The sequence below is a fragment of the Stutzerimonas chloritidismutans AW-1 genome (assembly GCF_000495915.1).
Taxonomy (GTDB): Bacteria; Pseudomonadota; Gammaproteobacteria; order Pseudomonadales; family Pseudomonadaceae; genus Stutzerimonas; species Stutzerimonas chloritidismutans.
This window is the reverse complement of record NZ_AOFQ01000032.1, coordinates 19,025-42,120: the sequence shown is the minus strand read 5'-3', so window position 1 is coordinate 42,120 and position 23,096 is coordinate 19,025. Positions and strand designations below refer to the sequence as shown.

Below are 23,096 nucleotides of genomic sequence, written 5' to 3'. Positions count from 1 at the left end.
AAGTGGCGGTCAACCACGCCATCAAGGGCCGAACAGGTCATGCCGCCAGTAGGCGTCAGCGTCTCGTCGATAACCGAAATGCAGAAATTTCTCCAAGAGAAGACTGTCACCCCGAGTCCCGGCCAGAGGCCGAGGATGACGCCTGACAGCGCAGAGGTATCGGCGGCGTCGGTGACGTGGATGAACGCGGAGCCGGACACGCTGATGGAGCGGGTGCTTGCACCGGCGAATCTCAAGCGTGCGTATCAGCGCGTGGTCAGCAACAAGGGGGCGCCGGGTGCCGATGGCATGACGGTCGCCGACTTGGCAGGCTACGTGAAACAGTATTGGCCCATCCTGAAGGTCAGGCTGCTGGCAGGTGAATACCATCCCCAGGCAGTGCGGGCGGTCGAAATTCCCAAACCGCAGGGCGGTATGCGGCAACTGGGCATTCCCAGTGTCGTGGATCGCCTGATCCAGCAAGCCCTGCTGCAACAGCTCACGCCGATCTTCGATCCGCTGTTCTCGGACTATAGCTACGGCTTCCGTCCGGGCAGAAGCGCTCACCAGGCTGTCGAGATGGCCCGCACCCATGTGGCGGCGGGTCATAGGTGTTGCGTGGAACTCGATCTGGAGAAGTTCTTTGATCGGGTCAACCACGACATCCTGATGTTCTGTGTTGAGCGCCATGTCGAAGACAAACAGGTGCTCAGACTCATCCGCCGTTACCTCGAAGCGGGCGTCATGTCGGACGGGGTTGTCAGCCATCGGCAGGAGGGGGCGCCGCAAGGCGGCCCGCTTTCGCCGCTGCTGTCGAACATCCTGCTCGATGAACTCGACCGTGAGTTGGAGCGGCGAGGCCATCGCTTCGTGCGCTATGCCGATGACGCGAACATTTATGTCCGTAGTCCGCGTGCTGGCGAACGAGTGCTGGCCAGTGTCGAGCGGTTCCTGAATCACCGTCTGAAACTGAGACTGAATCGGGACAAGAGTCGCGTGGCTGGGTCGTGGAAATGCGACTACCTGGGGTATGGGATGAGTTGGCACTCGCTGCCTAGACTGCGAGTGGCAACCATGAGCCTGCGCCGTGTGCGCGACCGTCTCAGGGAACTGCTGCGAGGGGTGCGGGGCCACAAGATGGCGAATGTCATCGAGCGGGTAAACCCGGTGCTGCGAGGCTGGGCAGGCTACTTCAAGCTCAGCCAGAGCAAGCGTCCACTGGAAGAGCTGGATGGCTGGGTCAGGCACAAACTTCGCTGTGTCATCTGGCGGCAATGGAAGCAGCCCTCTACGAGGGCGCGCAACCTGATGCGCCTGGGATTGAGCGAGGAGCGTGCCTGCAAGTCGGCCTTCAATGGCCGAGGCCCGTGGTGGAACTCAGGAGCGCCGCATATGAATCAGGCGCTGCCGAAGAAGCTATGGGACAGACTTGGACTGGTCTCGATACTGGATACGATCAATCGGCTTAACCGCATGGCCTGAACCGCCGTGTACGGAACCGTACGCACGGTGGTGTGGGAGGACGGCGGCCGTGAGGCCGCCTCCTACCCGATCCAGCGATTCATACGCGGACGAATCAGGGAGCTTGATTAACCAGCAACACTCCGGCCAATAACAGCGCGCATCGCTTGGTCTACGCGACCTCGAGCATTAGATTACTGAATCATCTTGGGCACCGAACATAAGTAGAAGGGATAACAATGGCGCTTACAGATCAAACCACCCGCGTCCGTGCAGGCGAGGAATTGCCGGTCGATATCATCGACCAATACTTGAAGGCGCATATCCCTGGCCTGAACGGTACACCGCAGATTTCCCAGTTTCCCGGCGGCGCATCGAATCTGACCTACCTGCTGCAGTACCCCGATCGCGATCTGGTCTTGCGCCGCCCTCCCTTCGGACACAAAGCCAAATCAGCCCACGACATGGGCCGCGAATTTCGCATTCTCAATCAGCTCAACGAAGGCTTTCCCTACTGCCCGAAGGCGTACATGTACTGCACCGATGATTCAGTGATAGGCGCGGAGTTCTACGTGATGGAGCGCGTCAACGGCATCATCCTGCGCTCGGAGCTGCCGCCGGAACTGAGCCTCGATGAAGGCCAGACCCGTGCCCTTTGCGAGAGCTTCATCGACAAGTTCGTCGACTTGCACAATGTCGACTATCAGGCCTGCGGCCTCGGCGACCTGGGCAAGCCGGAAGGCTACGTGAAGCGCCAGATCGAGGGTTGGAGCGAGCGCTACGAACGCGCCATCACTCCCGATGCGCCCGCCTGGGAGGCGGTGAAGGCCTGGCTGAAGGACAAGATGCCGGCGGATCACCCTAAGCCGGGAATCATTCACAACGACTACCGTTTCGACAACGTCATCCTCAACCCGGATAACCCGATGGAGATCATCGGCGTACTGGACTGGGAAATGACCACCATCGGCGATCCGCTGATGGATCTGGGCAATACGCTGGCCTACTGGATCGAAGCCGCTGATCCCCAGCCAATGCAGGCAATGCGTCGCCAACCGAGTCATCTGCCCGGCATGCATACCCGGCAGGGCTTCGTCGATTACTACGCGCAACGAGCCGGGATCGAGATTCCCTGCATCGATTTCTACTACACCTATGGCCTATTTCGCCTGGCTGGAATCGTTCAGCAGATCTACTACCGCTTCTATCACGGTCAGACCCAGGACCAGCGTTTCGCCTCATTCATCCACATGAACAAGTTGCTCGAACACAAGGCGCTGCAAGTGATCGGGCAATCGACGCTCTGAAGCTATCCAAACCCTGTGGCACGCCACAGGACCGAACAAGAAAAGAGGAACGACCATGTCCAAGACAACCCTGTTCGACCTAGACGGCAAGATCGCCTTCGTTTCCGGCGCCAGCCGCGGTATCGGCGAAGCCATCGCCAAACTGCTCGCGCAGCAAGGCGCCCATGTGATCGTATCCAGCCGCAAGATCGAAGGCTGCCAGGCGGTAGCCGACGCGATCATCGCTGAAGGCGGCAAGGCCACCCCGGTCGCCTGTCACATCGGCGAGATGGAACAGATCCAGTCAGTGTTTGCCCAGATCCGCGAACAGTTCGGCCGCCTCGATATTCTGGTCAACAATGCGGCGACCAATCCCCAGTTCTGCCACGTGCTGGATACCGATGTTTCGGCCTTCCAGAAAACCGTCGACGTGAATATCCGCGGCTACTTCTACATGTCCATCGAAGCCGGCAAGCTGATGCGCGAACACGGCGGCGGCAGCATCATCAACGTCGCTTCCATCAACGGTGTGACACCCGGCAACTTCCAGGGCATCTACTCGATCACCAAGGGCGCCGTGATAAACATGACCAAGGCCTTCGCCAAGGAATGCGCGCAGTTCGGTATTCGCTGCAATGCGCTGCTCCCAGGCCTGACCGATACCAAATTCGCCTCAGCGCTGGTCAAGAACGAGTCCATCCTGGAGATGGCACTGCAGCACATCCCGTTGAGCAGGGTCGCCCAGCCGAGCGAAATGGCCGGTGCGGTGCTCTACTTGGCCAGCGACGCGTCCAGCTACACCACCGGTGTGTCACTGAACGTCGACGGTGGCTATCTGGCCTGATCGTTCGCCGCACAAAAAAGGGAGCCAAGCGGCTCCCTTTTTTGTTTGCCCACGCTTACCAGTTCTTCAGTGCCTCGGTCGCAGCGGCATTCACCGGTTTCGCTAGTAGCCCCGTAGGCGCCAGTTCCACGGCATAGACGGCCCCATCGGCGATTGGCATGTACTCGACACGAAGCACTTGCGGTTCAAGGAAGTGCAGATCGCGGCGCTCGAGCTGAAGCGCATCCCATATATCCACGCCCAGAAGGTTCTCGCTCAGTACAACGCGACCATGGCGGGCGAGGTTCTGTTGCTCCACGGCGAGATATCGCCCGGAAAGCCGCTCCAGTCGATACCCTGACTCCAGACCTATCAGCTCAGCCAGGCTCTTCCAGCGAAGCAGATGGAGATCGAGCTGCCATAGATCGCCTTCCAGCATCACCGTTCGCGTCTCGTTGCCCTGTTCCAGGCTGACTTCGTAACGCTGCGGACCCTGGGCATGGAAACTCACAGTGACCAGCGGCTTCTTGTCAGGCAGCGCAGCGTAGGTGCTGACGTCGTAGCCAATCAGGCCAATCAATCCGGCGAACAGCAGGACCAAAAAGCCGCAAGTCCCGCGCAACCATCCCATCAGCCAGTGCCCCCCCAGTAGCAAGCGCAGCGCGACCAGCAATACGATCACAGCCAGCAGTGCGATCACGATCGCAAGCCCGAGATATTGCATAACCATGCGTCCTTTCAATTGGGTGCGACATTATCCGCAGGAGCAGTCAGAGCAGCCAGCATCTGCATGGGACGGCCATCACGCGCTGACACACTTGTCTATCAGGACGTGGATCTCGGTCATACGAGCAAGCTCTTTCGCCGACGTGGCCAGTCGCATTATCCTCCGCTGCCGTTCTGCCTATTGAGGCCTGCATGCCCTTCGCACTTGAGCTCGCGCTCGATCCTGCCACCTTGGTGATTCTGTTCGCCGTAGCTTTCACTGCCGGGTTCATCGACGCCATCGCTGGCGGCGGCGGACTGCTGACTATCCCCGCGTTGCTGACTGCGGGGCTGCCGCCACATCTTGTGCTGGGTACCAACAAGCTGTGCGCTACCTTCGGCTCGGCGACGGCCAGCTACACCTTCTATCGCCGCCGACTATTCGAGCCGGTCCTGTGGCGACGAGCGCTCACGGGCACGGCGATCGGCGCCGCAGTTGGCGCAGTAGTCGCGCAATTCATGCCGGCAAGCTGGCTTAACCAGCTGTTGCCGCTGGTGGTTTCTGCCTGCGGGATCTATCTGCTCTTCAGCCATATGCCGGCCAAATCAGCCAGCGATGCAGTGGCCATCGGCCGCAGACGCCAATGGCCACAGAGCCTTTCACTGGGCTTTTACGACGGCGTAGCCGGCCCGGGAACCGGCGCCTTCTGGACGGTCAGCAGCATGCTGCTCTACCCACTCGACCTGCTGAGAGCGAGCGGCGTGGCGCGGACGATGAATTTCGTCAGCAATGCCATGGCGCTTGCAGTATTCATAATCGGCGGTCACGTCGCCTGGGTGCTGGGCATTGGGATGGGGCTGGCCTTGATGGCAGGGGCCTACTTCGGCGCGCGCACGGCGATCCGCGGTGGCTCGCGGTTCATCCGTCCGGTATTCATTCTGGTAGTACTGGCGATGAGTCTGCGGCTAGCCTGGCAACACTGGTTCGGGGTGGCCTAGCCGACGGGCCAGATAAAGCTCGATCAGATAGCGCGCGATGGATTGGCGCGCGGGCAACGCCGGCAGGTTGTCGATGGCGAACCAACGGGCATCCTCGATTTCCTCGGGCTGCAGCACGATATCGCCACCGGCATATTCCGCGTGGAACCCGAGCATGAGGGAATGGGGAAACGGCCAGCCCTGGCTGGCGATGTACTGCGGCGCATGAATGGCCACACCGACTTCTTCTCTTACCTCGCGTGCGACGCACTGCTCCACCGACTCACCCGGCTCAACATAACCGGCCAGCGTGCTGTAGACACCAGCCGCGAAACGCGGTGAGCGCGCCAGCAACAGTTCATCTCCACGGGTGACCAGGACGATCATGCTCGGTGAAAGCCGCGGGTAGTGCTGAACTCCACAGGCTGGACAGTACATGGCACGCTCACCGGCTCGCGCCTGCATGGGCGAGCCACAGCTGCCACAGAAACGATGCTGGCTGACCCAGGTACCGATCTGCGTGGCATAGCCGAGGAGCCGGAACAGATCGCGATCGTCCTCCTGCATGAACTGGCGCAGGCCCTGCCAGCGCGCGCCTGGCACATCGGCCGGAAAGTCCAGTTCGAAAAGAAACACCGGCTCTCCGTCGAAGTGCCCCAGACCCTGTTCGCTGAGCAGCGGCAAATCCAGGCGCTTGAGCCAGTCCCGCGGAAAGAGCGCACCGTTGCCATCGAGCAGAAACTGCTGTCGACAATGCACCACCGCCCAGCCTCCTGCCATCGAGGGATCGAGCAGCGCCGCCTGCCAGCGCAAGCTCATCAGGCGGCTACCGGCATGCCCAGCGCGCGCACGCTCTCGCTGGCCAGATCAAGCACGCTCACGCGAGAGTCGTCACGTCGCAATACCGCACCACCTTCAAGGTAGTACTCCAGGCTGGTCAGCGCATCGGCCAGAGTTTCCAGCAGTTGCTCAGGAGGCATCTGGTTCGATTCGAGCATGTGCTTTTGAATGAAATCAGCGCAGGCGCCGATCAGATCCGCCGCGCGCTCCTGCTCGAGGAAACGCAGACCGCCGCGCACGGCCTGCAGGCTGAACGGCACGTTGGCCAGGTGCAATTTCTCCCCGTTGGACTCGAGATAAGCGGTGATCGCACGCTTGGCCAGCGCCAGGCCTGCGGTCGCCTCATCGATTACCACGATGCACGCTTCGGTGAGCTGGTGATTGGCAAAGGCTTCCGCTTCCATTCCGGGTCGGGCGACCTGAGGCTTGGTATCGCGTCGATCGCCACGCTCGAGGCTGGCGACCATGCTCTCGACATACAGCACGGCATCGGCGAGACGCTGGATGACATGCGGTTCCGGCGCATGCTCCAGGCTCCAGCCAGACACGTCGCCCAGCTGCGCCTGCAGCGTGCTGGCCGCAGATGAAAGGCCAACCATGCCGAGGGTCTTGGCCATCTTCCCGAGCAGGTTATGCAGGTTCGAGTAGGCTTCCGCCTGGGCGGTACCTCGCTCGATCAGATCCAGCAGATCCTTCAAGCTCGCCAGTTCCTCACGGATCGCCGAGGACAGCGAACGCATGACGGCTTGGCCCGGGCCGGCCAGGCGCTGGGATTCATCTTCCAGCAGGTGGTCGGTGAACGGCAGCGAACCCAGCGAGAACACCTGACGGACCTGGCTGGCGATAGGCCCATGGGTGTCCGCCAGCGCGACCACGTATAGCAGCTCTTTGAGCAGGCTGCGTGGCGCCTCGTATGCAGGGTTGCCAATGACCTGCTTGAGTTCCCGGTCCAGACGAGAAAACAGCTGCTTGCGCGACTTGCGCGGCAATAGCTGGCCGTCCAGTTGCGATTCGACAGCGGCGCTACCGATCCAGCACAGCCGACCGGCTGGCGACTCGACGAAGAGATGATCCAGCCGCGTCAAAGCGCGGCCCATGAGTTTCAGGCTGGCTGGCAGATTCTCTTCACGAATGAAGCCGAGCAACCCGACCTGATACATCTGACGCAGCCGTCGGGCCTCGGCAACTGGCGCGGCTCCCGAACGAACCGGCACGTCCAACGCAGGACGGGCATGGTCGAGCCGGACGCTGAAAAAGAAACTTTCCGGCAACGGCGGCTGCGCGCACGCCTGGCGCAGCGCGTTGATGGCTGGAAGCAGCAGCTCGGGGATTTCCTGGCGGCTGGCATCGACGCTTTCCAGATAACGCCGCAGCACGTAGAGCGCGTTGCTCAGCGCGGCGAGTTGCACGTCGCGGTCCTCGCCGGCGCCGACCGGGATGTCGGTAGCCAGCTGCAGTATTTCTTGCGCGAGCAACTCGGCGCCGGTCAGCTCGATGAGGTTGAGCGTGCCGCGCACCTGCTTGAGGTTCTCCACGGCCTGCTGCAACAGGCCGCCGTTGTTGCGGTCGATGATGAAATGCTCGAGGCTCTGCTCGGCTTCTTCCATGGTGGCGAACAGCTCGTCACGTACCAGACCGAGTGAAGTAGCTCCAGTAACCATGCCTAGTGCGCCTCCCGCGCAAACGTGTGGTGACGCATCAGTCGGCAAAGTCCGGCTTCTGTTTGCTCATATGAGCGGCGATGGCGACCTTGATGTCGGCCGACTGCAGCATGGCCGCATTCCAGGTGGCGATGTACTCGAGACCATCGTCGACCCGGTGATCGCGCATGTAACGGATCATCTCCTTGGTGCCGCGAATGGCGAGCGGTGATTTGCTGGCGATGTCACGGGCCAGCTCCAGCACGGCGTCCATCAGCATCTGCTGATCGGCATAGGTGCGATTGACCAGCCCGATGCTGCGCGCTTCCTCGCCGCTGATGGTGCGGCCGGTAAAGGCCAGTTCGCGCATCATGCCATCGCCGATGATGCGAGGCAGGCGCTGCAAGGTGCCGACATCGGCCGCCATGCCCATGTCGATTTCCTTGATCGAGAATTTCGCGTCGGCCGTGCTGTAACGCATGTCGCAAGCGGAGATCAGATCGATGGCGCCGCCCAGACAGTAACCCTGAATTGCGGCTATGACCGGCTTGCGGCAGTTGTCAACGGCATTGAACGATGCCTGCAAAAAGAGGATCTTGCGCCGCAGCTGCTCGGCATTGCGGCCGACGTCGTTGCCAAGCTGGCTGCCGACCGAAGCCAGCATCTGCAGGTCTATACCGGAAGAGAAGTGGTCACCGGCGCCACTGAGGACGACTACGCGCACTTCGTCGGTTGCATCGATCCAGTTGAAGATATCGATGATTTCCGACCAGAACGCAGCGTCCATCGCATTGATCTTTTCAGGCCGATTGATCACGACGCGGGCAATCTTGTCTGCCAACTCTACACGGAAGGCATTGTATTCGGTCACGCTATCATCCTCGACAGCAAGGGCGCATGGGGAGCGCCGTGGCGGGCAAACCCGTACGACGGCGGGCAACTATAACAACTGCCACCACGACGAGTGAATGTCGATGCAGACGATGTGATACAGACCACGCCGCCAGACGACCTGTTCATGCCGTTGTAGACGGTGGCGAGCATCGACGCATCATTCTTCGCGGATACAGTCGACGGTGTACACACATCCATCCGCGCCTGCCTCATGTTGCAGGCCATGAACGTCGGCATCGAACCCGGGGAAACGCTCGGCGAAATCACGGGCGAAACGAAGGTAATCGAGAATCGAGCGAGTCTCTTCGGTAAAGCGCTCGCCCGGCATGATCAACGGGATACCCGGCGGATACGGCACCAGCATGACCGCCGCGATTCGGCCCTGCAGTGCCTCGATCGGCACCGCTTCGACCTCGCCGCGAACCAGCTTGTCATAGGCTTGGGCCGGAGTCATCGCAGGCTCCGGCAACGCCGTGTACATCCTGCGCATGGCCCGCGCCGTGGCGTTTTCGCAATAACAGGCATGCAGCGCATCGCAGAGATCACGCAGCCCCATACCCGCATAGGCCGCTGCACCGGCGCGCGCAATCGATGGCAGGGCCTCGACCAGCGGGATATTGGCGTCGTAGTGACGCTTGAACTCCAGCAACTCGGTCAGCAGGGTGCTCCACTTGCCCTTGGTGATGCCCATGGAGAAAAGCACCAGCATCGAATACAGCCCGGTTTTTTCCACCACCAGACCACGTTCCCAGAGAAACTTGCTGACCAGCGCCGCCGGTATGCCACTTTCACCCAGTGCGCCGGATGCGGTAAGGCCCGGAGTGACGAGCGTGACCTTGATTGGGTCGAGCAATACGTAATCGTCGGCGATATCGCCGAAGCCATGCCAGTCAGCCGTTGGCTCGAGAAGCCAGTCCGGGGTCACCAGCGCCTCGGCGCCGTCGACCAGTGGCGGCTGCCAGATGCTGAACCACCAGTCGTCGGCATCGATGTGCTGGCGCAGGTTGGCCAGCGCCCGGCGAAAGCTCAGCGCCTCATCGAAGGTTTCCTGAATCAACGAGCGTCCCGCCGGGCCTTCCATCATGGCCGACGCCACGTCCAGCGATGCGAGGATGCCGTACTGCGGCGAGGTGGAGATGTGCATCATGAAGGCTTCGTTGAAGCGATCGCGGTCGAGCTGCCGTGTCTGGCTGTCGAGCACATGGATCATCGAGGCCTGGCTGAACGCTGCCAGCAGCTTGTGGGTTGAATGGGTGGTGAACACCAGCGGGCCCTGCTCCCGCGTATCCATGCCGTAGCGGCCGTCATAGAATTCGTGGAATGCCGCGTAGGCGTACCACGCCTCGTCGAAGTGCAGCACTTCTACGTTGTCAGCCAGGGTGCGCTTGATCAGGTTGGCGTTGTAGCAGAGCCCGTCGTAGGTCGAGTTCGTCACCACCGCCAGCTTGACCTTCGGCGGCCGGCCACGCGCCAGCGGGTTGGCGGCGATCTTCGCCTGGATGGACTCGCGGGTGAATTCTTCCAGCGGAATCGGGCCGATGATGCCCAGCTCGTTGCGCGTCGGGCTCATGTACAGCGGTATCGCGCCCGTCATGATGATGGCGTGCAGAATCGATTTGTGGCAGTTGCGATCCACCAGCACCAGATCGTCCCGCGCGACCATCGAATGCCAGACGATCTTGTTCGCCGTCGAAGTGCCATTGATCACGAAGAACGTGTGATCAGCGCCGAAGTTGCGTGCGGCGCGGGCTTCCGCCGCCGCTACCGGCCCGGTGTGATCGAGCAACGAGCCAAGCTCGGGTACCGAAACCGACAGGTCCGAGCGCAAGGTGTTTTCACCGAAGAACTGGTGGAACGCCTGGCCGACCGGACTCTTGCGGTAGGCCACGCCCCCACCGTGTCCCGGCGTATGCCAGGAATAGTTCGACTCGCCGGTATGGCGTACCAGCGCGCTGAAAAACGGTGGCAGCAGATCCTCTAGATAACCGCGTGCGGCCCGGGCGACCTGGCGCGCCAGAAACGGCACGGTGTCTTCGTACAGGTAAAGCAGGCCACGCAACTCGTTGAGATCGGCCATTGCCTCGGCAGGCGCATTCTCGATGGTGATCTGCTCGCCCAGTGCAAAGATCGGCAGACGCGGCGCGCGGCGACGAGCGACGCGGATCAGTTCCACCACGTCGTGCAGCAGGCGCTGATTGTCACCGGCGCCTTCTGCCGCAACCAGGATGCAGGCCAGCCCATGGTGCGTGGAGGCGACGATTCGTCCCTCGTTGGAGCTTGCTGTAGGCAGGATATTGAAGCCGTCGCGCTCCAGTTCGGAAGCGATGCCACGCACTCGCTCACCGGCAACGGTATCGGCCTTTATGTCACGGTGAACGATGAGGATGGGGAATTTCAGGTCTTTGTACATGCGCACTCTCTGCGAACGATCCACCTACAGGGTAGAAGCGTCCGCAGCAAAGGAACAGCGCATTGAAACGAGCGGTTGTGAGGCAGCGTCGCAAGTTGGCGGCAATGCCGAGCCATTCAGACTTCGAGCTGAGCCCAGAGCGGAGCTGCGCCGGCGGCTTTCTCGATCGCGGCCATTCGCGCCATGTGCGCGGCAACCTCTTCTTCGGTAGCGCGCAGCACCGCAGTGCGCGGCCGATCGGCGGGTAGCCGGCGGATCGGCGTGGGCTGGGGGCGACCGCCGTCGGAACTTTCACCATCACCCGCGAGGGACAGATTGGTCTGCCCGCCGGTCATGGTCAGCCAGACGTCGGCGAGAATCTCGGCATCGAGCAGAGCGCCGTGCAGATCGCGGCCCGAGTTGTCCACGCCGTAGCGTTTGCACAAGGCGTCGAGGCTGTTGCGCTGGCCCGGGTGACGCTCCCGAGCCATCAGCAGGGTATCGAGCACCGAGCAGTGGTCGGTGATCTCGGCACGCTCCTGCTGACCGAGCAGCGCGAACTCGTTATTGATGAAGCCAAGGTCGAACGCGGCGTTGTGGATGACCAGCTGCGCGTCCTTGATGAACTCGAAGAACTCGTCGGCGATGTCGCGGAAACGCGGCTTGTCGACAAGAAACTCGTTGGTGATGCCGTGAACGGCAATCGCGCCCTCGTCCACTTCACGATCAGGTTGCAGATAGACGTGGTAGTGCCGCCCGGTCAGGCGGCGGCCGATGACTTCGACACAGCCAATCTCGATGATCCGGTGGCCATCGGTCACCGGCATGCCGGTCGTTTCGGTATCCAGCACTACGCTGCGCATATCGTTTAGCTCACTTACACAATCGGTTGTCGTTTGGCCTGTACTACGCCGCGATTCGCAAGCAGGTCGGCATGCTCGTTACCGGGATGGCCGGTATGACCGCGAACCCACTCCCAGCTCACCTGATGGCGGTTGACCTGCTCGTCGAGCTGCTGCCAAAGGTCTGCATTCTTCACCGGCTGCTTGCTCGCCGTTTTCCAGCCGCGCTTCTTCCAGTTGGGCATCCAGTCGTTGATGCCCTGCATGACGTACTGCGAGTCGGTCACCAAACGAACCTTGCACGAGCGCTTCAGCTCCGCCAACCCGCAGATTGCCGCCATGAGCTCCATGCGGTTGTTGGTGGTGTCGGGCTCGCCGCCCCAGAGCTCACGCTTGACGCCCTTATAAATAAGTAGCGCCCCCCAGCCGCCCGGGCCGGGATTGCCCTTGCAGGCACCGTCGGTGTAGATCTCGACCCAATCGTCGCTCATGTGGATTGCTTACTCTGTTTGCCGACAGGCTCGGGGCGTCAAGGGAGTCGGTGTTGTTCGGCTTCGCGGCGGCTGACTTTGGCGACGGGCATCGGCAATAGCTTGCCCATGCGTTCGCGGCGCTCCTGGCGCAAGGGCCGCAGGCCGATCATCAACTTGCGCGCGACCAGCAGATAGAAACCGCCAGTTGGCGCCTGCAACTGCTGCCCGACGGACTCCAGACGAGACAACCGCGCCTGCCAGTCGCTCGAAGAAAGCGGCGGACAATAGCATCCGAAGCGACGTTTCTCCAGCGCGAATCCCAGCAGGTTCAGCCAGTCCCCTACCCTTGACGGACGAATGCAACGCGCCTGCCGAAACGCCTCGCGAGAGACCAGATGACGCAGGCCCCAGGCACTCCAAGGGTTGATACCGACGATCAGCAGATGCCCGCCCGGACGAACGCCACGCGCCGCTTCACGCAACAACCCATGGGGCGACAGGCTGAAATCCAATGCATGCTGCAGCACCACGACATCAGCAGCATGCTCGCCGAGCGGCCAGGCCTGCTCCTCGCAATGAATCTCTACACCAGGCAGTGGCGCACCGAGGCGAACGCTGCGTTTGATGTTCTGTGGTTGCACCGGCTCGCCGCTGAACGGACCGTTGTGCACCAGATAGCTGCCGAAACAACGCGCCAGCTCTTCGGTCAGGACTTGCTTCTCCTGAACCAGCAGCTGCTGGCCCAGCGGCCCCTCGAACCAGGCGGACGCCTCATTGATCATGGACAGCCAATGGTCGCTGCCTTGGGTGGACGGTCGATCGTTCATCGCTCGGCTCCGTTCGCCGCGCGATCTGCGCGGCGCTGAGTTCGCTCGGGTTCAACTTTCCCATGGGACTGCTAGGATGCGCCTTTGTCACTCAATTGGCGACCCGCCCATGTTGAAGATCGAAGCCCTGCCCGCCTTCACCGACAACTACATCTGGTTGCTTCTGGACGAGGCCACTCAACGCTGCGCTGCCGTCGATCCCGGTGATGCCACGCCAGTCCTGAACTGGCTGCGCGACCACTCGGACTGGCAGCTCAGTGACATCCTGATTACCCACCACCATCACGACCACGTCGGCGGCGTCGAACAGCTCAAGACACAGACCGGCGCGCGCGTTTATGGACCGGCGGCCGAGAACATTCCCGCGCGCGACGAGGCGCTGAGCGACGGCCAGCACCTCGAGGTACTCGGGACGGACTTGCAGGTCATCGCCGTCCCTGGCCACACGCTTGGCCATATCGCTTATTTCCATGCCGACCCCGTGCAGCCCTGGCTGCTCTGTGGCGATACGCTGTTCGCCGCCGGCTGCGGGCGTCTGTTCGAAGGCACGCCCGAGCAGATGTTCCGCTCGCTGCAGCGCCTGGCCGATACACCGGATAGCACCCTCGTCTACTGCACCCACGAATACACGCTGAGCAATCTGCGCTTTGCCCGGGCAGTGGAACCGGACAACCCGGTCATTGGAAAACGCATACGCGAGGTGACCGAACTGCGCGAATCGAACCGCTTCAGCCTGCCAAGCAGAATGGATATCGAGCGCGCGACCAACCCTTTTCTGCGTTGTGGTGTCGCCGCCGTTCAGCATGCGGCAAGCGAGCGCAGCGGCGGCCAGTTAGACGGCGATGTGGCGGTTTTCGCGGCTTTGCGCGCCTGGAAGGACGCCTTCTGACAAGGTCGACAGGTTCCCGAAACGCGGCATGCAGCCTTGACCCCATCAGGGGGCGTTCCTAGAATCCCCCGAATTTTGTTTCCGGGGAAGATTCCAGCCAATGCCGCCAGCTCCCAAGAAACGCCTCGAACCGGACGCCTTGGCAGCCTCTGGTCGGGCGTTGGCTCTAGCCGTTTGCGTCGCCCTAGCGGGCTGTCAGAGCAACGCCGTGCGTGATGATGCACGCGATCAGGCAAGCCGCACCACGGCGCCTGTGGCACAAGAGCCCATCTGGCTGAACGACACCCCCGTCATCACCGAACACCAGGACATCTGGGAGCGAATCCGCGAGGGTTACAAGCTTCAAGAGCATCTGGACAGCAACCCCCGCATCGAGCAACAGCGCCTGCTGTTCTCCAGTCGCCCAAGATCCATCGAAATCGCCAGCGAGCGCGGCAGCCCCTATATCCACTACATTGTCGAGCGCCTAGAAGAGCGCGACATGCCGCTGGAACTGGCTTTGCTGCCGATCATCGAAAGCTCCTACGATCCCTTCGCCTATTCGCCCGCCCATGCCGTCGGGCTCTGGCAGTTCATTCCCGCCACCGGCCGGCACTTCAATCTTCGGCAGACAAGCTGGTACGACGGCCGCCGTGACATCACCGCCTCGACCAATGCAGCCCTGCGTTATCTGAGCTACCTGCACGGCCTGTTCAACGGTGACTGGCTGCTGGCACTGGCTGCCTACAACTCGGGTGAAGGCACCGTGAGCCGGGCCATCGAACGCAACCAGAAGCTAGGCCTGCCGACCGACTACTGGAACCTGCCATTGCCGCAGGAAACCCGCGACTACGTGCCGAAGCTGCTGGCCCTGTCGCAATTGATCCAGGCCCCCGAGGCCTATGGCATTAATCTCAATCCGATCGCCAACGAGCCCTACTTCGAAGTCATCGCGCTCAAGCAGCGCATGGATCTGGCGCGGGTCGCCAAACTAGCCGACCTGGACGAGGACGAGCTCTACCAGCTGAATCCTGCCTTCACCCGCCGAATTACCCTGGATGGTCCGCAGCAGCTGCTGGTGCCAATGGAAAAGGCTGAAATGCTGGCAGCCAACCTGGCGCTGATGAAGCCGCAGGACCTGGTCGACTGGCAGCAGTATCAGGTGCGCGCAGGAGACACCCTGGGCGTCATCGCTAACCGTCATCATCTGACCGTCAACATCATCCGCGACGTGAACCGGTTGAAGAGCGACACGTTGCGGATCGGGCAGGTCCTCAGCCTCCCAACCAGCGGTGATGCCGGCGCTTCGCGGGAGTTGCTGCACGCTGTAGCGCGTCAGCCGGCCGCCACGCCGCGCAGCTACCGGGTCAAATCTGGCGACAATCTCTGGGACATCGCCAAGGCTCAGCGCGTCTCGGTACGCGACCTGCAGCGCTGGAACAAGCTCTCCGGCAGCCAGCTCAAAGTGGGCCAGGCGCTGTTCCTGCAGGGCCCGGCAGTAGCCAAAGCGCAGAGCAAGGGAAATTCGCCTACCTATTACAAAGTGCAGAAAGGCGACTCGCTGTACCAGATCGCCAAGCGCTTCAACGTACAGCTGAACAACCTGAAGACCTGGAACCCGAAAGGCACCAGCGTGCTGCGCCCCGGCCAGCTGCTGACGCTATACCTCGCCAACTAGCCCTCCGCCATTCACCCAGCCGGACGCTTGCTCAGGGACTCCAGACAGCGTCCAGTCAGCTGGGTAAAGCGCTGAAACGCGACGAACTGTTCGTGTTTCAGCGCCCGTCCCGAAAGCCGGCAATCGCCGTAGATCACACCTATTTCACGCGTCCCCGCCATCAGCGGTGCGATGAAGAACATGCCATTGCCAAACCACTGTCGCAGCGGCTGGGTCACCAGGTCGGCCAAGTTATAACTTGCCGGCACGCCCATCCAGAGCGACTGCCGATGGCGCAGTGCGTAACTGAACACGTTCGGCTGCTCGGGTTGGTCAGCGGGAAGCACGAAGCCCTGAATCCAGGTCTCGGTCCCTTCACCGACGGCGCAACGCACCTTGAAACGCGTCTGCTGATCGGCCAGCACCGCCACCATCACACGTTCCAGGCCAACCCCGCGGTGCAGCCCCTTCAGCAGCGTATCCAGAATCAACTTGGCATCGCCGCCGCCCGAGGCCATGAGCCCCAGGTCCTGCAGCGCCTGTTGCATCAGCAACAGATCCGGTTGCAGCAAGGCTGCCTGACGCTGGGCCTGCTGCAGGCGGATCTGCTCGGGATCGGTACTGGGAATGAGCCGGCCCAGGCGACTGGCGCCGAATGTGGTCGCCACCTGCACGGTTTCATCGGCGCTGGCGAGTATCTGCTGCAACGCATCAGCTTCGTCCACGCCGGTGAACTCGGCCACGGCCCTGGTCAGTGACGTCATCCGCTCGCACTCCCAGCCTCCGAGTGCGGCTTCGCTGATCTGCACGCCCAGCGCGACCGCGCGAGCGGCCGGATCGCTGCTGGCCACCTGAGTGTGCGCAAGACTGGTCAACTCTCCCAGGTTCCAGCTTCTGACCAGACCCAGGCTGAGCTGCCGGAAGCTGGTGCCCAACACGCTCTGCACTGCATCGTCAGGCTTGATGCCCGGCTGCGTCAGCTGCAGGGCCAGCTCATCTGCCTGCTCTCCACCGCAGCCCCAGAACGCCAGCTCGCCCACGTTGTAGAGCAGCGCGGCAATGAATACTTCTTCCTCGTGACGCGAAAGCACATAGCCGGCGATGTTGCGGGCTTGCACCGCGGCGTGAAACGAACGAGCCAGCAGTTCCAGCAGCTGCTCCCTCGGGGCGCGCTCAAGCAGGCTGTCGATCAGCGTGACCGACAGACTGATCAGGCGCACGTTCTCGAAGCCGATCATTACGATGGCTCGAGAAATCGTCTTGATGGTCTCCTGGGAGGGGTTGTAATAGCTGCTGTTGCCGACCCTCAGCACCTTGGAAGTCAGCGAGGCATCACGAAGCAGTACATCGGCCAGTTGCTGCACCGAAGCATGTTCATGCACGGCAAGGCGCTGCAGATCCTTGACCACGGACGCCAACGCAGGCAGCTCCGATTGATTCAGGCGGTCTATCCATGCCTGAAGACCCTGGGCACGTACATCCAAGAGGTCACCTCTGCACAATGCCATTACGGGAAATGACCGGCAGTTTGCCCGAGTTGCCCGGCCTTTTTCCAGCGCATACAAGCTGTTACTGTACCGGCCCGAGAAGCCCCTAAGCGCCAAGGATCGGATTCCCCGTCTGATGCGAGCCCTGCTACCGTTACTGACCTGCCTGGCCTTGAGCTTTCCCGCCTTCGCCACCATCAGCGAAAGCCATGGTTATGCGCAGTTCGGCACTCTTAAGTATCCGGCCAACTTCACCCACTTCGATTGGGTGAATCCGCGCGCGCCGAAGGGTGGCCAGATCAAACTGATGGCCTCCGGGACGTTCGACACCCTGAACCCCTACACTTTCAAGGGCACCAGCCTGAGTTCGGCGCCCGGCTTTCTGCAATACGGCATCAGCGAGCTGAACGAGCCGCTGATGGTCGGCACCGGCATCTACGACCCGTCCGGCGACGAGCCTGCCTCCAGCTACGGTCTGATTGCCGAGTCAGTGGAGCACAGCGATAACTACAGCTGGGTGGTTTTCAACCTGCGCAAGGAAGCCCGCTTTCATGACGGTAAGCCGATTACCGCCTATGACGTCGCCTTCTCCTATCGCACCCTGATAAAGGATGGGCACCCCCAGTACCGCTCCAACCTGCAGGGGGTGAAGCGGGTCGACATCCTCAACCGACATCGCATTCGTTTCGTATTCGAGCAACCGAAAAATCCGCTGCTGATCATGCGGCTCGGCGAACTGCCTGTGCTGCCACAGCACTACTGGAAGAATCGAGACTTCAGCGCGACCACCTTCGAACCCCCACTGGGCAGCGGCCCCTACCGCATCACGCATGTGCAGCCAGGCCGGCAGGTAGTCTTCGAGCGAGTGCGAGACTGGTGGGGCGCCAAGCTGCCGGCCAATCAGGGGAAATACAATTTCAACCGAGTCTCGGTCGAGTTCTATCGCGATAGCGTGGTGGCCTTCGAAGCCTTCAAGGTCGGCGAGTTCGACTTCTTCATCGAGCACCAGGCGAAGAACTGGGCCAATGGCTACCAGTTTCCGGCGGTGATGCGCGGCGACATCATTCGCGCTGAAATTCCCCACCAGATTCCGACCCAGACCCAGGCGCTGTTCATGAACGGGCGCCGCGCAACCTTCGCCGACAATCGTGTGCGCGAAGCGCTCGGCCTGATGTTCGACTTCGAATGGACCAATCGTGCCCTGTTCTACGGCGCCTACCGCCGCAGCGAAAGCTACTACCCCAACAGCGACTTCACGGCGACAGGCAAGCCCGAAGGTGGCGAGTGGCTGTTGCTCTCGCCGTACCGCAAGCAGCTCCCGCCCGAACTGTTCACCGAGCCATTCCAGCTACCGAAGACCGAAGGCCGTGGAATTCCGCGGGAAACCCTGCGCCATGCGCTGAAGCTGCTCGCCGAGGCGGGCTGGAAAGCCTCGGATGCCGGCCTGTTGAACAGCGCCGGACAGCCGCTGCGCTTCGAAATCCTGCTGGTCAACCCGAGGCTCGAGCGCATCCTTCAGCCCTACGTCGAGAATCTGGCACGCATCGGCATTCAGGCCAACCTGCGTACCGTCGATAGCGCGCAGTACAAGCAGCGCCTCGATCACTACGACTACGACATGATTCTGATGACGCTGGCGCAGAGCCTCAGCCCCGGGATCGAGCAGTATCTGTACTTTCATTCCAGTCAGGTCGACGTCAAGGGCGGTCGCAACTACGCCGGCATCGCCAATCCGATCGTCGACGAACTGATTGACAAGCTGCTCGCCGCGCAGACCCGCGACGAGCAAGTCGCCGCCGCCCGCGCAATCGACCGCGTGCTGCTGTGGAACCACTACACCATTCCGAACTGGTTCATCAGTAACCACCGCCTGGCGTACCGCAATCGGTTCGCCCACGTCACCACGCCACCCTATACGCTGGGTTTGCGCGCCTGGTGGCTGAAGAGCCTGGAGAAGACCAAATGAATGATCGCGCGCGCCATCCGCTGCTCCGCGCCGGGCTGCTGGGGCTGCTCTGCCTCGCTGCTATCGCCGAAGCCGCTCCTCGCCATGCCCTGACGCTGTATGACGAGAAGCCGAAGTACCCGGCCAATTTCCAGCATTTCGAATATGCCAACCCAGACGCTCCCAAGGGTGGGACGTTGCGACAGGCTGGTTTCGGCGGCTTCGACTCGCTCAACCCCTTCATCAACAAGGGCGTTGCAGCCGACGATATCGGTCTGATCTACGACACCCTCACCACCAACAGCCTGGACGAACCCTTCACCGTCTACGGCCTGCTGGCGGAAAAGATAGAAAAGGGACCGAACAACAGCTGGGTGCGCTTCCACTTGCGCCCGCAGGCACGCTTCCATGACGGCGAGCCGGTAGAGGCCGAGGATGTGGTGTTCACCTTCGAAACCCTGATGAGCCAGGGTGCCCCGCAATACCGCGCCTACTACGCCGATGTGGAGAAAGTGACAGCGGAAAGCCCGAGGCGGGTGCGCTTCGATTTCAAGCACGCTGGCAATCGCGAACTGCCGATGATCCTCGGGCAGATGCCGGTGTTGCCGAAGCATTGGTGGGAAGGAAAGGAATTCACTTCGGGCAGCCTCGAACCGCCTCTGGGCAGTGGCCCATACCGCGTCGAGAAGGTCCAGGCCGGCCGCTCGATCCGCTATGAGCGCGTAGAGGACTACTGGGGCAAGGACCTCCCGGTGAATCGCGGTTTCTACAACTTCGATCACATCAATTTCGATTACTACCGCGACAACACCGTGGCCTTGCAAGCGTTCAAGGCCGGTCATTTCGACTACTGGTTCGAAACCAGTGCGAAGAACTGGGCGACCGCCTACGACATCGATGCGGTCAGGGACGGCCGCATCATCAAGGAAGAGATCCGCAACCATAATCCGACCGGCATGCAGGGCTTCATCTTCAATATCCGTCGACCACAGCTGGAAGACCGCCGCGTCCGTGAAGCCCTCGGGTTGCTGTTCGACTTCGAATGGACCAATCGCCAGCTGTTCAATGGCGCGTATACCCGTACTCGCAGCTATTTCGACAATTCCGAGCTCGCCTCCTCCGATTTGCCAGATCAGGACGAACTCAAGATCCTTGAGCCATTGCGCGGCAAGATACCGGACGAGGTATTCGACAAGTCTTTCGCTTTGCCTCGTACTGAAGGCAACGGCGTGATTCGCGAGCAACAGCGCCAGGCGTACCGATTGCTGACCGAGGCGGGATGGAAGGTCGAGAACGACCAAATGGTGGATGCCGAGGGTAAACCGGTAAAGCTGGAGTTCCTGTTGGTGCAGGCCGAGTTCGAACGCGTGCTATTGCCCTACAAGCGCAATCTCGCTGACCTCGGCATCGATCTGGAAATTCGCCGGGTCGACGTATCGCAGTACATCAACCGGCTGCGTTCGCGCGATTACGACATGATCGTAAGCGGCTTCGGCCAATCCAACTCGCCCGGCAACGAGCAACGCGAGTTCTGGCACTCGGCAAGCGCCGACAACCCGGGCAGCCGTAACTTCATCGGTCTCAAGGACCCGGCAGTCGACAGCCTTGTGGAAGGTTTGATAGGGGCCGATTCGCGCAAGGAATTGATCACCTACACCCGCGCGCTCGATCGTGTGCTGCTCTGGGGGCATTATGTAGTGCCGAACTGGCACATAAAGACCTGGCGAGTGGCGTACTGGAATCACCTCGCGCATCCAGAGGTGACGCCCCGGCAGGACATCGGCCTGATGACCTGGTGGCGCAAACCCGACGCCAAGCTACCGGTTGCCGATCCCGTCGAAGCAAAGAAGGCCGAGGAAGCTGGCGCTGCCGCTCCGGCTGGTGATGGCGAGGCGGAGCGCTAAGCATGCTGGCTTACATCGTTCGCCGACTGCTGCTGATCATCCCCACGCTGTTCGGCATCCTGCTGATCAACTTCATCATCATCCAAGCCGCCCCCGGCGGCCCGGTGGAGCAGGCAATCGCCAAGCTGGAAGGCTTCGAAGGCGCCACCAGCCGGATCGCCGGCGGTGGCTCGGAAGTCGCGGTCGCCGGCACCAGCTACCGGGGTGGCCAGGGTCTGGACCCCGAGCTGATCGCCGAGATCGAGCGCCTGTATGGCTTCGACAAACCGCCCGCAGAGCGCTTCTGGATCATGCTCAGCAACTATCTGCGGCTGGATTTCGGCGAGAGCTTCTTCCGTGACGCCAAGGTGACCGACCTGATCATCGAGAAGATGCCGGTTTCCATCTCGCTGGGTCTGTGGAGCACGTTGATCATGTACCTGGCCTCGATCCCGCTGGGCATCGCCAAGGCGACGCGTCACGGCAGCAAGTTCGACGTCTGGACCAGCTCGGCGATCATCGTCGGCTACGCCATACCGGCTTTCCTGTTCGCCATTCTGCTGATCGTGCTGTTCGCTGGCGGCAGTTACTGGAACTGGTTCCCGTTGCGCGGACTGACGTCGGCCAACTTCGATGATCTGACCCTGGCCGGCAAGATCATCGACTACTTCTGGCACCTGGCCCTGCCCGTCACCGCGCTGGTGATCGGCAACTTCGCGACGCTGACGCTGCTGACCAAGAACAGCTTTCTCGACGAGATCAACAAGCAGTACGTGATCACGGCGCGAGCCAAGGGCCTGAGCAAGAATCGCGTGCTCTACGGCCACGTGTTCCGCAATGCCATGTTGATCATCATCGCCGGCTTTCCGTCTGCCTTCATCGGCATGTTCTTCACCGGCTCGCTGCTGATCGAGGTGATCTTCTCCCTTGACGGGCTCGGCCTGCTCAGCTTCGAGGCGGCGATCAACCGCGACTATCCGGTGGTGTTCGGCACCCTCTTCCTCTTCACCCTGCTCGGACTGGTGGTGAAGCTGATCGGCGACCTGACCTACACCCTGGTCGACCCGCGCATCGATTTCGAAAGCAGGGAGGCCTGAGATGCAGTTGTCCCCCCTCAACCAGCGCCGGCTGGCGCTGTTCAAGGCACACAAGCGTGGCTGGTGGTCGCTGTGGATCTTCCTCGCGCTGTTCGTACTCAGCCTTGGCGCGGAGATCATCGCCAACGACAAGCCGATCGTGGTGCGCTACGACGGCGAATGGTTCTTCCCGGTGTTCAAGCGTTATCCGGAAACGGCCTTCGGCGGCGAGTTTCCGCTGCAGGCGAACTATAAGAGCCCGTACATTCAGGAACTGATTGCCGAGAAGGACGGCTGGATGGTCTGGCCGGTCATCCCCTTCAATTACTCGAGCATCAACTACGAACTGCAGGTACCCGCGCCCGCGCCGCCGTCACTGGAGAACTGGCTGGGCACCGATGACCAGGGCCGCGATGTACTCGCCCGGGTGATCTACGGCTTTCGCATCTCGGTCCTGTTCGCCCTGACCCTGACCCTGATCAGCTCGGTCATCGGCGTCATCGCCGGCGCCCTGCAGGGCTTCTATGGCGGCTGGGTCGACCTGGTTGGTCAGCGCCTGCTGGAAATCTGGTCCGGGCTGCCGGTGCTCTATCTGCTGATCATTCTGGCCAGCTTCGTGCAGCCGAACTTCTGGTGGCTGCTGGGCATCATGCTGCTGTTCTCCTGGATGAGCCTGGTGGACGTGGTACGTGCCGAATTCCTCCGTGGGCGCAACCTTGAGTACGTGCGCGCCGCTCGTGCGCTGGGCATGCAGAACGGCGCCATCATGTTCCGCCACATCCTGCCGAACGCCATGGTTTCCACTATGACCTTCATGCCGTTCATCCTCACCGGCGCCATCGGCACGCTCACCGCGCTGGACTTTCTCGGTTTCGGTCTGCCGGCCGGTTCGCCGTCGCTCGGTGAACTGGTCGCCCAGGGCAAGGCCAATCTGCAGGCGCCCTGGCTGGGCATCAGCGCCTTCATGGTGCTTGCAATCATGCTGACCTTGCTGGTGTTTATCGGGGAGGCGGCGCGCGATGCCTTCGACCCAAGGAAATAAC

19 protein-coding genes are annotated in these 23,096 nt (G+C 61.5%); 10 read left to right on the top strand and 9 right to left on the bottom strand.

What is annotated here, in order from left to right:
- Positions 1-39: 39 nt before the first annotated feature.
- The 3 genes from ltrA (at position 40) to F753_RS36075 (ending at position 3,570) form a co-directional block, all read left to right on the top strand.
- Complete coding sequence (gene ltrA, locus F753_RS36085) at positions 40-1,461, top strand: group II intron reverse transcriptase/maturase (RefSeq protein ID WP_017517123.1); 1,422 nt, start codon at positions 40-42, stop codon at positions 1,459-1,461.
- Between the two features lie 218 nt (positions 1,462-1,679).
- Positions 1,680-2,747: a phosphotransferase family protein gene (locus tag F753_RS36080; RefSeq protein ID WP_023445296.1), complete on the top strand. Its 1,068-nt coding sequence runs from the start codon at positions 1,680-1,682 to the stop codon at positions 2,745-2,747.
- Between the two features lie 55 nt (positions 2,748-2,802).
- Positions 2,803-3,570: an SDR family oxidoreductase gene (locus F753_RS36075; protein ID WP_023445295.1), complete on the top strand. Its 768-nt coding sequence runs from the start codon at positions 2,803-2,805 to the stop codon at positions 3,568-3,570.
- Between the two features lie 55 nt (positions 3,571-3,625).
- Here F753_RS36075 and F753_RS36070 read toward each other — a convergent pair whose 3' ends face one another.
- The gene (locus F753_RS36070) at positions 3,626-4,273 is read right to left on the bottom strand and encodes a hypothetical protein (protein ID WP_023445294.1); all 648 of its coding nucleotides are present in this window, start codon (positions 4,271-4,273) and stop codon (positions 3,626-3,628) included.
- Between the two features lie 194 nt (positions 4,274-4,467).
- On the opposite strand from F753_RS36070, the gene F753_RS36065 reads away from it, so the two are divergent.
- Positions 4,468-5,253 carry a TSUP family transporter gene (locus F753_RS36065; RefSeq protein ID WP_023445293.1) on the top strand — a complete coding sequence of 262 codons (786 nt, stop codon included), beginning with the start codon at positions 4,468-4,470 and terminating at the stop codon, positions 5,251-5,253.
- Here F753_RS36065 and nudC read toward each other — a convergent pair.
- From nudC to F753_RS36030, 7 genes are all read right to left on the bottom strand, one after another.
- Entirely contained in the window at positions 5,221-6,051 is an 831-nt protein-coding gene (gene nudC, locus F753_RS36060) for an NAD(+) diphosphatase (protein WP_023445292.1), read from the bottom strand. The two genes, F753_RS36065 and nudC, sit on opposite strands and share 33 nt — an antisense overlap.
- Positions 6,051-7,733, bottom strand: coding sequence for a FimL-related protein (locus F753_RS36055; protein WP_023445291.1), 1,683 nt, complete (start codon positions 7,731-7,733; stop codon positions 6,051-6,053). The genes nudC and F753_RS36055 overlap by 1 nt, the downstream gene beginning before the upstream one ends.
- Positions 7,734-7,770: 37 nt before the next feature.
- The gene (locus F753_RS36050) at positions 7,771-8,583 is read right to left on the bottom strand and encodes a crotonase/enoyl-CoA hydratase family protein (RefSeq protein ID WP_023445290.1); all 813 of its coding nucleotides are present in this window, start codon (positions 8,581-8,583) and stop codon (positions 7,771-7,773) included.
- A gap of 180 nt (positions 8,584-8,763) precedes the next feature.
- Positions 8,764-11,016 (bottom strand): Orn/Lys/Arg family decarboxylase, encoded by a 2,253-nt coding sequence (locus F753_RS36045; protein ID WP_023445289.1) that lies wholly within the window; start codon positions 11,014-11,016, stop codon positions 8,764-8,766.
- Positions 11,017-11,132: 116 nt separating this feature from the next.
- A complete protein-coding gene (dnaQ, locus tag F753_RS36040; protein WP_023445288.1) occupies positions 11,133-11,858 on the bottom strand; it encodes a DNA polymerase III subunit epsilon in 726 nt (241 codons plus the stop codon).
- 14 nt (positions 11,859-11,872) lie between these two features.
- Positions 11,873-12,328, bottom strand: coding sequence for a ribonuclease HI (rnhA, locus tag F753_RS36035; RefSeq protein WP_023445287.1), 456 nt, complete (start codon positions 12,326-12,328; stop codon positions 11,873-11,875).
- 38 nt (positions 12,329-12,366) lie between these two features.
- A complete protein-coding gene (locus F753_RS36030; protein WP_023445286.1) occupies positions 12,367-13,137 on the bottom strand; it encodes a class I SAM-dependent methyltransferase in 771 nt (256 codons plus the stop codon).
- 109 nt (positions 13,138-13,246) lie between these two features.
- On the opposite strand from F753_RS36030, the gene gloB reads away from it, so the two are divergent.
- Positions 13,247-14,026: a hydroxyacylglutathione hydrolase gene (gene gloB / locus F753_RS36025; RefSeq protein WP_023445285.1), complete on the top strand. Its 780-nt coding sequence runs from the start codon at positions 13,247-13,249 to the stop codon at positions 14,024-14,026.
- A 100-nt stretch (positions 14,027-14,126) separates the two neighbouring features.
- A complete protein-coding gene (locus F753_RS36020; protein WP_180982699.1) occupies positions 14,127-15,683 on the top strand; it encodes a lytic transglycosylase domain-containing protein in 1,557 nt (518 codons plus the stop codon).
- 11 nt (positions 15,684-15,694) lie between these two features.
- Here F753_RS36020 and F753_RS36015 read toward each other — a convergent pair whose 3' ends face one another.
- Positions 15,695-17,146 carry an HDOD domain-containing protein gene (locus tag F753_RS36015; protein WP_031297648.1) on the bottom strand — a complete coding sequence of 484 codons (1,452 nt, stop codon included), beginning with the start codon at positions 17,144-17,146 and terminating at the stop codon, positions 15,695-15,697.
- Positions 17,147-17,285: 139 nt separating this feature from the next.
- On the opposite strand from F753_RS36015, the gene F753_RS36010 reads away from it, so the two are divergent.
- From F753_RS36010 to F753_RS35995, 4 genes are read left to right on the top strand one after another with little or no spacing between them, the layout of a single operon-like run.
- Positions 17,286-19,115, top strand: a complete 1,830-nt coding sequence (locus tag F753_RS36010; RefSeq protein WP_023445283.1) for an extracellular solute-binding protein — start codon at positions 17,286-17,288, stop codon at positions 19,113-19,115.
- Positions 19,112-20,998, top strand: a complete 1,887-nt coding sequence (locus F753_RS36005) for an extracellular solute-binding protein (RefSeq protein ID WP_023445282.1) — start codon at positions 19,112-19,114, stop codon at positions 20,996-20,998. Before F753_RS36010 ends, F753_RS36005 begins: the two co-directional genes overlap by 4 nt.
- Before the next feature lie 2 nt (positions 20,999-21,000).
- Entirely contained in the window at positions 21,001-22,074 is a 1,074-nt protein-coding gene (locus tag F753_RS36000; RefSeq protein ID WP_023445281.1) for a microcin C ABC transporter permease YejB, read from the top strand.
- Between the two features lies 1 nt (position 22,075).
- The gene (locus F753_RS35995; protein WP_014820114.1) at positions 22,076-23,095 is read left to right on the top strand and encodes an ABC transporter permease; all 1,020 of its coding nucleotides are present in this window, start codon (positions 22,076-22,078) and stop codon (positions 23,093-23,095) included.
- Position 23,096: the final 1 nt, after the last annotated feature.